The sequence below is a fragment of the Corallococcus sp. AB038B genome (genome assembly GCF_003668955.1).
Lineage (GTDB): Bacteria > Myxococcota > Myxococcia > Myxococcales > Myxococcaceae > Corallococcus > Corallococcus exiguus.
The window spans coordinates 286,831-302,912 of sequence record NZ_RAWO01000013.1 but is presented as its reverse complement, the minus strand read 5'-3'; the positions used below and the strand labels follow the sequence as shown (position 1 = coordinate 302,912).

Annotated in this window: 12 protein-coding genes; 11 read left to right on the top strand and 1 reads right to left on the bottom strand. The window is 68.8% G+C overall.

Annotation, left to right across the window (positions count from 1 at the left end; all coding sequences use genetic code 11):
• Positions 1–98 precede the first annotated feature (98 nt).
• A complete protein-coding gene (locus D7Y04_RS35615; protein WP_233601728.1) occupies positions 99–929 on the bottom strand; it encodes an IS5 family transposase in 831 nt (276 codons plus the stop codon).
• 806 nt (positions 930–1,735) lie between these two features.
• Here D7Y04_RS35615 and D7Y04_RS35610 point away from each other — a divergent pair.
• Genes D7Y04_RS35610 through D7Y04_RS35560 form a run of 11 tightly spaced genes read left to right on the top strand, consistent with a single transcriptional unit; the run spans position 1,736 to position 15,936 of the window.
• Complete coding sequence (locus D7Y04_RS35610) at positions 1,736–2,524, top strand: hypothetical protein (RefSeq protein WP_121762203.1); 789 nt, start codon at positions 1,736–1,738, stop codon at positions 2,522–2,524.
• Between the two features lie 47 nt (positions 2,525–2,571).
• Positions 2,572–3,798 carry an ROK family transcriptional regulator gene (locus D7Y04_RS35605; protein WP_121762202.1) on the top strand — a complete coding sequence of 409 codons (1,227 nt, stop codon included), beginning with the start codon at positions 2,572–2,574 and terminating at the stop codon, positions 3,796–3,798.
• Positions 3,795–4,658, top strand: a complete 864-nt coding sequence (locus tag D7Y04_RS35600) for a family 16 glycosylhydrolase (RefSeq protein ID WP_121762201.1) — start codon at positions 3,795–3,797, stop codon at positions 4,656–4,658. The genes D7Y04_RS35605 and D7Y04_RS35600 overlap by 4 nt, the downstream gene beginning before the upstream one ends.
• Positions 4,655–6,298, top strand: a complete 1,644-nt coding sequence (locus D7Y04_RS35595) for an ABC transporter substrate-binding protein (protein ID WP_121762200.1) — start codon at positions 4,655–4,657, stop codon at positions 6,296–6,298. Before D7Y04_RS35600 ends, D7Y04_RS35595 begins: the two co-directional genes overlap by 4 nt.
• A 2-nt stretch (positions 6,299–6,300) precedes the next feature.
• Positions 6,301–7,284 carry an ABC transporter permease gene (locus tag D7Y04_RS35590; RefSeq protein WP_120596121.1) on the top strand — a complete coding sequence of 328 codons (984 nt, stop codon included), beginning with the start codon at positions 6,301–6,303 and terminating at the stop codon, positions 7,282–7,284.
• A complete protein-coding gene (locus D7Y04_RS35585; protein WP_121762199.1) occupies positions 7,277–9,043 on the top strand; it encodes a dipeptide/oligopeptide/nickel ABC transporter permease/ATP-binding protein in 1,767 nt (588 codons plus the stop codon). Before D7Y04_RS35590 ends, D7Y04_RS35585 begins: the two co-directional genes overlap by 8 nt.
• Complete coding sequence (locus tag D7Y04_RS35580; RefSeq protein ID WP_120596123.1) at positions 9,040–10,035, top strand: ABC transporter ATP-binding protein; 996 nt, start codon at positions 9,040–9,042, stop codon at positions 10,033–10,035. The genes D7Y04_RS35585 and D7Y04_RS35580 overlap by 4 nt, the downstream gene beginning before the upstream one ends.
• Positions 10,016–11,386 carry a GH1 family beta-glucosidase gene (locus tag D7Y04_RS35575; protein ID WP_120596124.1) on the top strand — a complete coding sequence of 457 codons (1,371 nt, stop codon included), beginning with the start codon at positions 10,016–10,018 and terminating at the stop codon, positions 11,384–11,386. Before D7Y04_RS35580 ends, D7Y04_RS35575 begins: the two co-directional genes overlap by 20 nt.
• Positions 11,383–14,700 (top strand): glycoside hydrolase family 2 TIM barrel-domain containing protein, encoded by a 3,318-nt coding sequence (locus tag D7Y04_RS35570; protein ID WP_120596125.1) that lies wholly within the window; start codon positions 11,383–11,385, stop codon positions 14,698–14,700. Before D7Y04_RS35575 ends, D7Y04_RS35570 begins: the two co-directional genes overlap by 4 nt.
• 13 nt (positions 14,701–14,713) lie before the next feature.
• Positions 14,714–15,271, top strand: coding sequence for a hypothetical protein (locus D7Y04_RS35565; RefSeq protein WP_171808096.1), 558 nt, complete (start codon positions 14,714–14,716; stop codon positions 15,269–15,271).
• Positions 15,268–15,936 carry a putative glycoside hydrolase gene (locus D7Y04_RS35560; protein WP_120596127.1) on the top strand — a complete coding sequence of 223 codons (669 nt, stop codon included), beginning with the start codon at positions 15,268–15,270 and terminating at the stop codon, positions 15,934–15,936. The genes D7Y04_RS35565 and D7Y04_RS35560 overlap by 4 nt, the downstream gene beginning before the upstream one ends.
• Positions 15,937–16,082: the final 146 nt, after the last annotated feature.

The window sequence follows — 16,082 nt, the reverse complement described above, 5'->3', positions numbered from 1 at the left end:
CGCCTCAAAGGCCTCCGCGATGCGCGCCCACTCCGGCTTCTCCACCTGCTTCGGCATACCCAGAAGCGTCCGCTGCGCGCCGCGCCCCCGGCAATCCCTCACGGCACGTCGTTGGCCGGACGGTTACCGTAGCCCTTGTCGGCGCCCACGGAGGAGCGCTCGTTCCGGGACTTCAGCCCTTCGAGCATCATCACGGCTGCGTCGCGCTCGGCGAAGCCATCCGCTGGCATCACCGCGAGGTCCACGAGCAGCCCGTTGCGATTCTCCATGACGCCATTGAGGCTGTAGGCCAGCCGCGCCTCCTTGCCGTCGCCCTTGCGCGCCAGCCGCGCCTCCGGGTCCGTCGTCGAGGCGTGCGTCGTGTTGCCTCGCTTCTGCCCGTGAAAGTTCACCGTCGGGTTGCCCTTGTCGTCGGGCGGCTCCCTCTTGTCGTCCTTCTCGTCCTTCGGGCGGAAGGACTTCAGGGACGCCCAGGCTTCAATCAGGCTGCCATCCACGCTGAAGTGCTCATTGCTGGTGAGCCCCGCGCTTTGCGCCTGGTTCATCACCGCCAGGAAGAATCTCCGGGCGACGTCATGCTCCAGCAGTCGGTCCCGGTTCTGCGAGAAGGTGCTGTGGTCGAAGGACGCGTCCTCCATCCCCATGTCGAGGAACCATCGGAACAAGAGGTTGTAGTCGAGCTGCTCGCAGAAGAGCCGCTCGCTTCGCACCGAGTAGAACGCCATGAGGAGGCAGGACTTCAGCAACTGCTCCGGCGGGATGCTCGGCCGGCCGGTGCCGCTGTACATCTCATCGAACGTCGGGGAGAGCGCCGCCAGCGCGACGTCCGCCATGTCCTTCACCCTGCGCAGCGGATGTCCCGCGGGCACCCGGTCTCCTGGTGTCCTCAAGCTGAACAGCGTCGTCTGCTGCTTGGACCGCCCGCGCATCACTCCCTCCGAGGCGCGGAGGACACCACGCCACGGCGCGGGGTGTCGATCCCTCGGAGGGGTTTCTCAACAGCCTGCTAGGGCAATTCACCTAGGCAGTCGCAAGTTGAATGGCGGCTGGCCGTGGTCCGGCTCATGGTCGGCCATTTCCGCGACAGGTCCGCAAGCAATTGTCAGGTTCACGCTCTTCCACGTGATCCTGCGGGCTCGATGGTGGGCGTGATGGCGGATCACCCGTCATGATTGCGCTCATGCTTCTCCCGTCTGCGGTTGCAGTGGGCGGAGCGATCACCATGCTGCCGGCACTCATTGGTCGGTTCCTCGTGGGCAGGATCCTGCTCTGGCCTGTGCTGGTCATCCTGGCCCGCTCCTAGCTGGGGCACGGTGCTGCTCGGCCTCTCTATCCCTGGTTGTGGGCTGATGCAGGCAGGGCTTCATCCGGCCCGCTCTTTCATCGTGACTGGATGGTCCTGTCTGCGGAGGCTTCCCACGTCCTCCGGCCGGGCGCGACACGGCGCACTGCATCAACAGATTGACCGCACGGAGCGTGTTCTCGGCTGCTTGCAAATGGGTAAAGGGGGCTGGTATTTCTTCGTCAATCGAACGAACTCGCATGTTCGCGGTGGGCGGGGACGCGGGGCGGCTCCAGTTGGCAGGGGCCCCGGCGGCGGGAGACGGCGGTTTCTCCTCTGGCGTGTGGCTGCATGGGTGACGCGGCGCGGCATGTGGGCGACGGATTCCAGCAGGTTTTGATTTCTTCGCCGTAAGAACGAAGTCATCCCAGCAAGACAACCCGGAGGGGATTCATGCTTCGCAACAAGCGTTTCGCGTGGACGTTGACGGCTGTCGGAGTTTTCGCGCTCGCGGGGCTCGTGGGGGCCTGTGATCCCGAGGACGACCCCACGCCTGGCACCCAGAACGACGCCGGTACCAAGACTGACGCGGGCACCAACACGGACGCCGGGACGAACACCGACGCGGGCACCACCACCGACGCGGGCACCAACACGGACGCCGGGACGAACACCGACGCGGGCACCACCACCGACGCGGGCACGGAGACGGACGCCGGCACCACCACCGACGCCGGCACCCAGACGACGCTGCCCCTGGCGGTGGACGGCACCTGGCAGTCCAGCGGCTACATGGGTGACGGCTCGGAAAACGGCCTGGTGGACGAGCCCATCTGCGCCACGCCCCGCCCGGGCTCGGGCCTGGGGACGTGCCACAAGTTCACCTACACGAAGAAGAGCAAGAACTGGGCAGGCGTCTTCTGGCAGTACCCGCAGGACAACTGGGGCAAGTCCAACACGCCGGGCTTCCTGGTGCCGGACGGCGCGAAGGCCGTGACGTTCTACGCCTGGAGCGACAAGGGCGGGGAGACCGTCGACTTCTTCGTGGGCTACGGCCCTGACTCCCAGGATGGCTTCGAGAAGAAGCTCAGCCCGGCCGCCGTGCTGGCCACGACGCCCACCAAGTACACGCTCGACATCAGCAAGATCCGCTACGCCGACGTAGCGGCGGGCTTCGGATGGTCCGCGGGAGGCCACGACGAGCCGTTCGTGTTCTACATCGACGACATCCAGTGGCAGTGACCCCCATCTGAGCGCCCGGTGCGCCCAACCAGGAACGTGAGCGGACGATGAAAGCGGGAACGGCGGTGTTGACGGTCGATGCGGCGGGCATGCGCGCGCAGAACAGCGGCCTGCTGCTCAACATGATTTGGCGCGAGCGTCAGATCTCCCGGGCGGAGATCGCCCGGCGCACGGAGCTCAGCCCGTCGACCGTCTCCGCCATCGTCGCGGACCTGGAGCACGCGGGCCTGGTGCGCAGCATTGGCGCCGGGGTCTCCCGCGGGGGCCGCCGTCCCACCCTCATCGGCTTCTGCGACGAAGCCTTCAGCCTGGTGGGCGTCGAACTGGGCGCCTCCCACGTCACCGTCGTCCTCACGGACCTCCGTGGCCGCGTGCGCACGCAAAGCAAGGCGAGCCACGCGGTGCGCGGTGATCCGGAAGGGTCGCTGCAGAAGGCGAAGGAGCTCGTCCTCGAGTGCCTGGACGCCGAGCGCGTCCCGCGCCGGTCCGTCGTCGGCATGGGGGTGGCCGTGCCCAGCCCCGTGCACCCGGCGGCCCCCGGCAAGATGTCCCCCCTCATCCTCCCCGCGTGGAAGCACGTGGATGTGAAGGAGTGGTTCGAGACCACCTTCGACATGCCGGTGTTCGTGGACAACGACGCGAACCTTGGCGCGCTGTCGGAGTGCTTCTGGGGCGCGGGCTCCGGCGGCGAGGACCTCACGTACATCAAGCTGGCCACCGGTATCGGCGCCGGACACATCATCCACGGCGACGTGTACCGGGGCGCTGGCGGAACGGCCGGTGAAATCGGCCACATCCCGGTGGACTCCAACGGGCCGCTCTGCGTCTGCGGCCTGAGGGGCTGCCTCGTCACCCTCATTGGCTCCACGGCGCTCACCGAACGCGCGCGCGAGCTCATGGGCACCCGAGGCCGCAAGGGCCCCACCGTGCGCGACCTGGTGGAGGGCGCCCGCACGGGTGACGCCGCCGCGAAGCAGATCATCGACGGCATGGGCGCCTACCTGGGCATCGCCGTGGGCGGCCTGCTCAACCTGTTGAACCCCGCCATCGTCGTGCTGGGCGGGGAGATCTCCTCCGTGGGCGAGATGCTGCTCGACCCCTTGCGCGCGTCCGTGCGGCAGCGCGCCCTGTCTGTCTCCATGGCGGAGACGCGCATCGTCACGTCGGTGCTGGGAGAGCGGGCCATCGCCGTGGGCGCGGCCACCCTGGTGCTCCAGGCGGCGCTGCGCGACCGCTCCCTCTTTCCCACGCAGAACGTCGGGAGAAGTGCATGACTTCGCGCCGTCTTGTCCTCGCCCTGGCCCTTTCGGGCCTGGGAATGGCTTCGTGTGATCCGGCAGCAGGTCTGGATAACAAGCAAAACGAGCAACCCAAGCCCGTCACGGAGCAGCCGGGCACGGGGTGGGAAGTCGTCTGGCAGGACGAGTTCGACGGTCCGGCGGGCTCGCTGCCCTCGAAGGAGCGCTGGGTCCCGGACGTGGGCGGGGACGGGTGGGGCAACGGCCAGTACGAGTACAACACCAATCGGGCGGAGAACGCGCAGCTGGATGGCGAGGGCCACCTGGCCATCATCGCGCGCAAGGAGCGCTACGGAAACAACGACTACACGTCCGCGCGCCTGACGACGAAGAACCGCTACAGCAAGGCCTACGGTCGCATCGAGGCGCGCATCAAGCTGCCCACGGGCCGGGGCATCTGGCCGGCGTTCTGGCTGCTGGGCGCGGACGTGGACTCCGTCGGTTGGCCGGCCTGCGGCGAGATCGACATCATGGAGCACAAGGGGCAGATCCCCTCCGTTGTCAGCAGCGCGATCCACGGGCCGGGCTACTCCGGTGGCTCGAACCTCGGCCGCCAGCACGCCGTCTCCGGGCCGCCGCTCGCCGAGGACTTCCACATCTACGCGGTGGAGTGGGAGCCGGAGCTCTTGCGCTTCATCGTGGACGACACCGTCTTCTTCGAGGTGACGCCGAAGAACCTGCCGTCCGGCCGGAAGTGGGTCTACGACCATCCGCACTTCATCATCCTGAACATCGCGGTGGGCGGCTCGTTCGTGGGCCCGCCGGACTCCAAGACGGTGTTCCCGCAGACGATGAAGGTGGACTACGTGCGCGTCTACGAAAGGGTCGCGCAGTGAGGTTCGCCCGCGCGCTCCTGCCGTTGGCGCTGCTGGTGGCGTGCTCGTCCGAGCCGCGCCCCCGGCCGCCGGGCGTGCTCTTCGTCTCCGTGGAGCAGCAGAGCGCGTGGGTACGCAACTTCAACCCGCTGTTCGCGGGCGCCGGTGCGCGCTGGCCCACCCGGGCGGGCGTGTACGAGTGCATGGAGATCTTCAGCTCCGCGCAGGGCAAGTGGGTGCCGTGGCTGGCCACCGGCCACGCGTGGTCTGAGGACCAGCTCACGCTGCGCTTCAACGTGCGCGACGGCGTCCTCTGGTCCGACGGCAAGCCCTTCTCCGCGGACGACGTCGTCTACACCTTCGGCCTGCTCAAGCAGCACCCGGCGCTGGACGCGGGCGGCGTGTGGCGCTTCCTCACGGACGTGAAGGCGGAAGGGAAGGGCACCGTCGCCTTCACCTTCTCGCGCGTGTACCTGCCGGGCTTCAGCGACCTGGCGCATCAGATCATCGTGCCCCAGCACGTCTGGAAGGACGTCGCGGACCCGGTGACGTTCACCAACCCGGAGCCGGTGGCCACCGGGCCGTTCACCCAGGTGACGCTGTTCCGCAACCAGGTCTACGAGCTGGGCAGGAACCCGCACTACTGGCAGCCCGGCAAGCCCGCGGTGTCCGCGCTGCGCTTCCTCGCGTTCCCCACCAACGACCAGGCCAACATGGCGCTCGTGGAGGGGGAGGTGGACTGGGCGGGCAACTTCGTGCCGGCCGTGGACCGCACCTTCGTGTCGAGAGACCCCGCGCACCACGCGCGCTGGTTCCCGCTCTACGGCAGCACCGTCTTCCTCTATCCCAACACCACGCGCCCGCCCCTGGACGACGTGCGCGTGCGCAAGGCGCTGAGCATGGCGCTGGACCGCGACCGGTTGGTGGAGGTGGCCATGTATGGCTACACCCGCCCCGCGGACGCCACCGCCCTCAACGACGCGTACACCGGCTGGAAGGACGCGGAGGTCGCCAAGGACGCGTGGACGCACTACGACCTGGCCGCGGCGAACAAGCTCCTGGACGAGGCGGGCCTCACGCGCGGCGCGGACGGCATGCGGCGCCTGAAGGACGGGCAGCCCTTCGCGTTGGATCTGGAGGTCGTGAGCGGGTGGTCGGACTGGGTGCGGGCCGGGCAGGTGGTAGGCCGCGACCTGCGCAAGCTGGGCATCGGCGTGACGCTCAAGACGTACGAGTTCGGCACCTGGTTCACGCGCCTGCAGAAGGGCGAGTTCCAGCTGGCCATCTCCTGGTCGCTGGACGGCCCCACGCCGTACAACTTCTACAAGTGGCTGTTGTCGCCGCGAACGGTGCGGCCGGTGGGCGAGGTGGCCGCGGCCAACTGGCACCGCATGGGCGACGCGCAGGCGGATGAGCTGCTCGTGCGCTTCGAGCGCGCCGGCACACCGGAGGAGCAGCACGCGCTGATGTCCCAGGTGCAGCAGCGCTTCTCCGCCACCGCGCCCGCCATCCCGCTGTTCCCCAACCCGTCCTGGGGCGAGTCCAACTCCTCGCGCTTCACGGGCTTCCCCACCGAGCAGAACCCCTACGCGCGGCTCGCGCCGCACGCGGAGCCCGACAGCCTGCTGGTGCTGACGCAGCTGTCCCCGAGGGAGCGCTGACCATGGGCCACTACATCCTCCGGCGAATGGGCTTCTACCTCATCGCCGCGTGGGCCTCGCTCACGCTCAACTTCGTGATTCCGCGCCTGGCCCCCGGCGACCCGGCCGCGGCGATGTTCGCGCGCTTCGAGGGCAAGGTCGCGCCGGAGGCCATGGGCGCGCTGAAGGCAGCCTTCGGCTTCACGGACGCGCCGCTCTACGCCCAGTACTTCACCTACCTGAAGCACCTGGTGCAGGGCGACCTGGGCATGTCGTACGCGTACTTTCCCGCGCGGGTGACGGAGGTCATCGGCACGGGCCTGATGTGGACGGTGGCCCTGGCTGGCGTGGCCGTCATCATCAGCTTCGTGTTGGGGTCCTTCCTGGGCGTGCTCGCCGCGTGGAACCGGGGCGGGTGGCTGGACTCGGGGCTGGCTCCGGCGCTCGCGTTCCTGGGGGCCTTCCCGTACTTCTGGCTGGCCATGCTTGCGCTGTACCTCTTCGGCTTCGTGCTGGGGTGGTTCCCGCTGCGCCACGCGTACGGGCACGACATGGAGCCGGGGCTGTCGTTCGCGTTCGCCGCGGACGTGGCCCGCCACGCGGTGCTGCCCGCGTCCTCCATCGTGGTGGCCACGCTGGGCGGGTGGATGCTGGGCATGCGCAACACGATGGTGGCCACGCTGGGCACGGACTCCATCCGCCTGGCGCACGCGCGGGGCCTTCCGCCCCGGCAGGTGATGCTGCGCTACGCGGCTCGCAACGCGCTTTTGCCCAACGTCACCAGCTTCGGCATGGCGGTGGGCTTCGTGCTGTCCGGTTCGCTGCTGACGGAGATCGTCTTCTCGTATCCGGGCACGGGCTACCTGCTCATCCTCGCCGTGCGCAACCAGGACTACCCGCTGATGCAGGGGCTCTTCCTGGTCATCACGCTGGCGGTGCTCGCGGCGAACTTCGCCGTGGACCTCATCTGCCTCTGGTTGGATCCGAGGACCCGCGCCCATGCGTGACTTCCTGCGAAGGCTCTCCCGCCACCGGAAGGCGGCGGTGGGCGGCGGCCTGCTCTTGTTCTTCCTGCTGCTCGCGGTGGTGGGGCCCTTCTTCGTGATGGACCCCACGGACCTCGTGGGCCGGCCGCACCAGCCGCCCAACGCGGCGCACTGGTTCGGCACCACCGGCCAGGGACAGGACGTGCTCGCGCAGACCGTGGTGGGCGCGCGCCAGACGTTGGCGGTGGGCTTCGCGGTGGGCGCGCTCGTGACGCTGGTGGGCGCGCTGGTGGGCATCACCGCCGGCTACCTGGGCCGCCGCGTGGACGACGTGCTGTCGCTCACCACCAATGTGTTCCTGGTGATCCCCGGCATGCCGCTGGCCATCGTGCTGGGCGCGTACCTGCCGTCCGGCCCGCTGCGCATGGTGGCGGTGCTGACCGTGGCGGGCTGGGCCTGGAACGCGCGTGTGTTCCGCGCGGAGTCGCTGGCGCTACGCGGGCGCGACTTCGTGTCCGCGGCGGTGGTGACGGGGGAGAGCCACTCGCGCATCGTGTCGCGGGAGCTGTTGCCCAACATGGCGTCGCTGGTGGGCTCGTCGTTCATCGGGAACACGCTCTATGCCGTGGGCGCGCAGGTGGGCCTGGAGTTCCTGGGCCTGGGCGACGTGAGCGTGGTGACGTGGGGCACCAACCTCTACTGGGCTGGCAACGACGCAGCGCTGCTCACGCGCTCCTGGTGGATCTTCGTCCCCACGGGCCTGTGCATCGCGCTCGTGGGCTTTTCGCTCACGCTGCTGAGCTCCGCCATCGACGAGCTGACCAACCCCTCGCTGCGCGTGCACAAGCCGGCGGCGCTGCCCGCGAGCACCGCTCCGCGCGCGCACCTGGAGAAGCCGGTGCCGGGCGTGCTCCTGCGCGTGCAGGACGTGTGCATCGACTACGCGACGGAGAAGGGTGCCTCCCGCGTGGTGGACTCGGTGTCGTTCGACGTGGCGCCGGGCGAGGTGTTCGGCCTGGCGGGCGAGTCCGGCAGCGGCAAGTCCACCATCGGCTCCGCGCTGCTGGGCCTCTTGCCTGCATCCGCGCGCGTCGCGCAGGGGCGCATCCTCTTCAACGGCATGGACGTCACCGCGCTGGAGGGCCCGGCCCTGCGCGCGTTCCGCTGGCGTCAGGTGTCCATGGTGTTCCAGAGCGCCATGAGCGCGCTCAACCCGGTGCTCACGCTGGGCGAACAGTTCCACGACACGCTCGCGGCGCATGGCCGAGTGTCGCGCGCCACGTCCTACGCCCGCGCGCGGGAGCTGCTGGGCATGGTGGGCCTGTCGCCGGACCTGGTGACGGCGTGGCCGCACCAGCTCTCCGGTGGCATGCGGCAGCGCGTGGGCATCGCGCTGGCGCTGGCCCTGGAGCCCCGGCTGATCATCATGGACGAGCCCACCACGGCGCTGGACGTCGTGGTGCAGAAGGAGCTGCTCCAGCGCATGGTGGAGCTCAAGCAGCGGCTGGGCTTCGCCATGCTCTTCATCACGCATGACCTGCCGCTGCTGCTCGCGCTGTCGGACCGCGTGGGCGTGCTCCAGGGCGGCAAGCTGGTGGAGGTGGACACGTCCGCCAACCTGCGCGCCGGGGCCCGCCACCCGTACACGCAGCTGTTGCTGTCCTCGTTCCCGCACCTGTCCGCGAAGGACGCCGCGCCGCAGCCGGTACAGCAGGCGCCGGAGCTGTCCGTGTCCCGGCCGTCCACGCGCGTCGCCGCCATCACCGGAGGTCACCGATGAGCGCGCCCCTCCTGGAGGCGGAAGGGCTCACCCGCAGCTTCCTGGCGGGCGGCTTCTTCTCCCGCGAGCGCAAGCCCATCCTCAAGGGCGTGTCCTTCTCCCTCCAGCCGGGGGAGATCGTCGCGCTGGTGGGCGAGTCCGGCAGCGGCAAGTCCACGCTGGCGCGCCTACTGGCCCGGCTGGACATGCCGGACGCGGGACAGCTGCGGCTCGCCGGGCGCGACGTGCTGGCGGACGGCAGCGCGCAGGCGTCGCTGGACTACCGCGGCCGGGTGCAGATGGTGTTCCAGGATCCGTTCGCATCCCTCAACCCCGTGCACACGGTGGCGTATCACCTGGAGCGGCCGCTCGTGCGCCACGGCCGGGTGCCGAAATCCGGCCTGCGCACGCGGGTGTTGTCGCTGCTGGAGTCCGTGGGCCTGACGCCCGCGGAGGCCTTCGCGAAGCGCTACCCGCATGAGCTGTCCGGCGGCCAGCGTCAGCGCGTGGCGGTGGCTCGCGCGCTGGCGGTGGAGCCGCAGGTCATCATCGCGGACGAGCCCACGTCCATGCTGGACGTGTCCACGCGCAAGGGCGTGCTGCAGCTGCTTCGCGGCCTCACGCAGGAGCGCGGCATCGGCATCCTGTTCATCACCCACGACCTGGCGAGCGCGCGCCACCTGGCCGACCGCATCCTCGTGCTCTACGCGGGCACCGTGGTGGAAGCGGGCAGGGCGGATGAAGTGCTGCGCCAGCCGCGCCACCCGTACACGAAGCTGCTGCTGTCCGCGGTGCCTGATGGAGACGACTTCCTCCAGGCCGCGCTGCCGGTGCGCCCCGCCACGGGGTCGCCGCCGCTCGTGGGCTGTCCCTTCGCTCCGCGTTGCCCGGTGTCCGAGCCTCGCTGCTCCACCCTCACGCCTCCCGACGTCCTGCCGGCCGCGAATCACCTCGTCCGCTGCCACCTTGAAGTTCCGAAAGGAGTTACCGCCGATGCGTCAGTTTCCTCCTGACTTCCTCTGGGGAGTGGCCACCTCCGCGTATCAGATTGAGGGCGCCACCCGAGTGGACGGCCGGGGCGAGTCCATCTGGGACCGCTTCGCCGCCACCCCGGGGAAGATCCAAGACAAGTCCGACGGCTCGGTGGCCTGTGAGCACTACCGCCGCTGGCCGGAGGACATCGAACTGATGCGCTGGATGGGGCTGAAGTCCTACCGCTTCTCCATCGCGTGGCCGCGCATCCTCCCGGAGGGCCGCGGCCGGGTGAACGCGGCGGGCGTGGACTTCTACTCGCGCCTCGTCGACTCGCTGCTGGGCGCGGGCATCGAGCCCTTCGTCACGCTCTACCACTGGGACCTGCCGCAGGTGCTGGAGGACCAGGGCGGCTGGCCCGCGCGCGCCACCGGTGACGCCTTCGTGGAGTACGCGGACGTCATCAGCCGCGCCCTGGGCGACCGCGTGAATCGCTGGATCACCCACAACGAGCCCTGGTGCATCAGCTACCTGGGCTACGCCAACGGCGAGCACGCACCGGGTCACAAGGACTGGTCCAAGATGCTGGCCGCGGCGCACACGCTGCTCGTGTCGCACGGCAACGCGGTGAAGGTGCTGCGCGCCAACGTGAAGAACGCGGAGGTGGGCATCACCCTCAACCTCACGCCGGGCGAGCCCGCGTCGCCCAGCCCGGAGGACGCGGACGCGACCCGCGACTTCGACGGCGGCTTCAACCGCTGGTTCCTGGAGCCGCTCTACGGCCGGGGCTATCCGCAGGATGTGATTGAAGACCACGTGAAGGCGGGCCGCATCGCGTCCCCGAACCTGGACTTCATCCAGCCCGGCGACCTGGAGACCATCGCCGCGCCCACCGACTTCCTGGGCGTGAACTTCTATTCGCGCGCCGTCCTGCGCAGCAACCGCATCCCGGAAGAGCAGAACGCGCCCCGCACCGTGTTCGTGCGCCCGGACAAGACGGACATGGACTGGGAGGTGTGCCCGGCTTCCCTCACGCGCCTGCTGGTGCACCTGGAAAAGGAATACAAGCCGGGCCCCATCTACATCACGGAGAACGGCTGCGCGTACTCCACCACCCCCAGCGCGGACGGCCGAGTGCACGACGTGCAGCGCGTGGAGTACCTGCGCGGGCACCTGGCGGCGTGCAGTGACGCCATCGCTCAGGGCGTGAAGCTGGCGGGTTACTTCGCGTGGTCGCTGCTGGACAACTTCGAGTGGGCCTACGGGTACACCAAGCGCTTCGGCCTGGTGTGGGTGGACTACGCCACCCAGCAGCGCATCCCGAAGGACAGCGCCCATCTCTATCGCGACGTCGTGGCCCAGAACGGCCTGGACGTGGAGCAGGCCGCTTGAAAAGGCTCTTCCTGACGACGTGTCTGGCGTTGTGCGGTGGCACCCAGGCCTGGGCCCAGGTGTCCGGTGCGGGCTCGCCCCTTCAGTCGCCGCCCGCCGCGCAGCCGCCCTCCGCCGGCCCCGTGGATGCCGCCGCGCCCGTGCCTGGGCAGGCGACGCCCGAGCCGCAGGCGCCCGCGCCCGCGGATGCCCCCATCGCTGCTCCGGCGGCTCCGGCCCCGCCGGCCGTCGTGTCTTCGGACGCGAAGCGCACGACGGTGACGCGAGTCATCCAAGACGAGCGCGGCTTCAAGCTCCAGGTGGACGGGAAGGACTTCCCCGTCCATGGCGTGAACTGGGGCTACACGCCCATCGGTGAGAACTACCGGTACTCGCTCTGGATGCAGCCGGAGGACTTCATCAAGCAGGTGCTGGCGAAAGAGATGGGGATGCTCCGCGACGCGGGCTTCAACGCCATTCGCCAGTTCGACGACATCCCGCCTGTCTGGGTTGAGTACATCTACCGGAACTACGGCATCTACACGCTGCTCAACCCGCTGATGGGACGCTATGGCCACCCGGTGAACGGGGTCATGGTCGTCAACATCGACTACTCGAACCCGGACCACCGCAAGGCCATCCTCGGCGCGTTGGCGGAGAAGGTGGAACTCTACCGCGACGTGCCCGGCGTGCTGATGTGGCTGTTGGGCAACGAGAACAACTACGGCCTGCACTGGACGTCGTTCGAGATCGAAGCCCTGCCGGGCCACGAGGACGCCGCCCGCGCGGAGTCGCTCTATTCGCTCTATGGCGAGGCGGCCCGCACGGTGAAGAAGCGCGACACGAGCCACCCCGTGTCCATCGCCAACGGCGACCTCCAGTACATCGACCTCATCGCCAAGCACTGCCAGGACCTGGATGTGCTGGGCACGAACGTCTACCGAGGCCCCACCGCGCGCGACCTGTTCGCGGAGGTGAAGGCCAAGCTCAACAAGCCGGTGTTCTTCAGCGAGTTCGGCGCGGACGCCTATGACGCTCGCGCGGGCCGCGAGGACCACGTGGCGCAGGCGGAGTACCTGCGCACGCAGTGGGAGCAGATCTACCTGGAGGGCTACGGCCAGGGCCAGTCAGGCACGGCCATTGGCGGCTTCGTGTTCCAGTGGGTGGACGGCTGGTGGAAGCACGGCCAGGAATCCAACCTGTCCATCCACGACACCACCGCGACGTGGCCCAACGGCGGCTACCAGGCGGACTTCGTTCCCGGCCAGAACAACATGAACGAGGAGTGGTTCGGCATCGCGGCCCTGGGCCCGCCGGACTCCAACGGCATCAGCGGCATCCAGCCGCGCACCGCCTACTACGTCCTCCAGGCCGTGTTCCGCCTGGACCCGTACGCATCCACGACCAACCCGGACTCCATCCGCGACTACTTCGCGGGCATCCGTCCGTCCGCGCTCACCAGCGGCTACACCTCATCGGTGGCCCTTGCGCGCACGGAAGAACTCAGCGCGGTGCGGGTGTCCAACCTGCGGCTGCTCCTGGACAGCTCGCTGTCGCGCGGAAGCATCGCGACGGTGCGGCCCAACCAGAGCTCCGCGGACCACACCGAATCCATCTTCTTCGACCTGGCATTGCAGCCGGCCAGCGGCGTCTACGGCCGCGCGTCGTTCAACGTCGTGGGCAACGTGGCGCAGAACCGGCTCAACAACCTGTTCTACGAGAACCGCGGCACGCCCTCCACGCCGACCTCTGGAGACATCCCGGTGGGTCCCGGCGCCCCGGCGCGCGAGCAGTCCGCGTTGGATCGCTTCGCCCTGTATCAGGCGGAGTTCAAGTTCGACCGCTCGGACTTCGCGCTGGAAGGCTACTACCGCACCGGCCACTACCACTGGGGCGAGGAGGGTGACTTCTTCAACCTCTACCGCGAGGCCAACTACGGGCCGAACCTGGACATCTACCACGGCAACGCGCCCTTCGGCGTGGTGTTCAGCGGCAAGAAGGCCATGGATGGGTTGAAGGTCGCCGTTGGGCCGGAGCTGTACTGGGGCGCCAACCCCTCCGTGGTGGCGAAGTACCGCAACAACGTGGGCCCGGTGAACGTGACGCTGGTGCACCAGGAAGACCTGGCGCAGGGCTCGTCGTCGTCCACGGCCTCCGTGGTGCGCGAGCGCATCGCGCGCAGGACGGCGCTCAACTTCCAGTACGCCACCGGCAAGCTGGTGCTGGACGTGGGCGGTCTGCTCTCCGCGCCCCAGCGCATTGGCGAGACGTTCACCTATACGCGCGCCGCCCCGGAAGGCGGCCCCAGCTACCTCAACAGCGGCTACGACGTGCTCCAGGACAAGGTGCAGTTCCTGGACACGCTGGGTGCCAAGGCGCGGCTCACCTACGACATGGGTCCGGTGCGCTGGCTGGTGCAGTCCTCCTTCCGCGGCCTCGTCGCGGACAGCGGGCCGGAGCAGGGCAACATCATCACCGGCTGGAGCCTGCGCGAGAGCGGCCGCGGCAACCACTACGCGGGCCAGCTGGGCGCGGCGTTGCAGTTCGGCTCCATCCAGGTGTCACCCAACGTCCTGTACCAGAGGCCCCTCATCGGGCCGAACCCCACCATCTCGGACGCGTACGACCCTGGCACCGGCATGTACTACGCGGGCGTGCGTCCGCGCAGCGTGCTGGTGGACTCGTTCAGCGTGCTGGACAACCGCGAGACGCTGGGCGGCGAGCTGCTCATCACCTTCGACCCGACGCCGGGCACCTGGTTCTGGTCGTGGGACCGCGACATGCGCGAGGACGCGCCGTTCGCCGCGGGCCTGGACATCGTCTACCGGCACCAGCCCACGTCGCGCGACGCGGGCATCGCCATCCTCGCGGACGGCAGCACCATCGCCTTCGGCAGCGCGCCGGTGGCCCGCGATGAGTGGGAGACGTCCCTGCGCCTGGTGGGCAACCCCACGCAGCGCCTGCGCCTGTACGGCACGGCGTACGTGGGCAGCCAGCAGTCCTCCGGCGAGGACAACCGGCAGATCCACCGCTTCGGCCTGGACGGCTCCGCGCTCTTCGACACGCTGCTGCTCGCGGCCCAGCTGCGCTTCAACGACTGGGGTCCGTACGACTACCACCGCGTCTTCAACCTCACCTACCCGGTGCAGCTGGGCGGGGACCTGTCCTACGGCTTGAAGAAGCCGGTGCTGGGCGCGGTGTCCACGCGCTTCGGTCTGCGTGGGCTGGTGCGCATGCTGGATGAGTACTCGGAGGGCCTCAACGATCGGGGCATCACCGAGGGCCTGAAGGGTCGCGAATACGAGGTGGGCGCGTATGCCATCCTTTCTCTCTGAGGGGACACGCAACATGAGGACTGGTTTCCTGCTGGCCGCCGCCGTGGCCGCGCTGTCCGGCTGCTACGAAGACCCGACCATCATCTACGGCAAGTCGCTGGACGACATGACCTTCACGGTCACCGACCCGGCGATGGGCATCTACCCGAACACCTCCGTGCTGGATGACCCGAACAACCCCTTCGCGCTGTCCGGGGTGGGCACGGAGACGAAGTGGCAGATCCAGTCCGGAGCGGACCCCGTGGCGGCCTACTACTCGTGGGCCACGGTGCTCGCGAACGGGCCGTACGGTGAAGCGCAGTACTACGTGGCCCTCAACCTGGCCGCCATCTACCAGCGGGGCCTGGCGGACCAGGGCAGCCTGGCGCAGACGCGCGAGATGGCGGTGAAGGCTTACCAGTCCGTGCTCGACAACTTCCCGGACGCGGTGACGTACGACGCGTCCGGCACGGTGGCCTACGACCTGGTGACGCCCGCGTACAAGGGCGTCGTCGAGCTGGGCGGCACCGTTTCTGGTGGCTGGGTGATGGTGAAGACCTCCAGTGGTGCGGACCGGGCGGTGAAGCCATGAAGAAGCCAGTGTGGGGCCTGTTGCTGCTGCTCGCCGCCTGCCGCCCGGATCCGGGCCCGGCGGACTACTCAGGCCAGGAGCTGCCGGACGACCAGAACCCCGACGGCGGGACGCAGCCCTCGGACATGCTGCCGGGGCCGTTCCCCTTCGAGGCCGGCAAGGCCCGTCTGATGGTGGGCATCTTCTACGAGACGGGCCGCTCGCAGGAGATCATCCTCGACAACATCGACTCCAACTTCTACCTCTACGACAACACCGTCTATGTGGAGTCGGACCCCGACCACATCGAGGGCAAGTCCGCCGACCGCATCGTCCAGAACGGCAAGCCGTGGATGGGCTTCGGTGTGCACTGGAAGCAGACGCACAACTTCGATGCGTGGAAGACGCTCCACGTCAGCATGAAGTCGTCCGACGCCGCCTTCGCCAACGTGAAGATCGGCATGACCAGTGGTACGGGCACGGCTGAGAAGGGCAACCCGCTCACCGTCACCAAATACGGCTGGGCGAACGACGGCGAGTGGCACCACCTGGCCATCCCCGTGGCGGACTTCGTCGCGGCGGGCCTGAAGCTCAACGATGTGTCGTCACCGTTCACCTTCGCGGCCGAAGGTGGAACGACCGGTCAGTCACTCCTGCTCGACAACCTGTACTTCACCGCGGACTAGGCAGGAACGCAGTGCCAGGAAGGGCGGGCCGGCTGTCGCCGTGTGACAGCCGGAACGCCCGAGCCTTGTCTTGACGCCGCCGCCACGCCCCCGCGTGCGGTGTCGCCAGGGCAGGGACGCAGTTGCTGTTCCTACCCAAGGAGTCA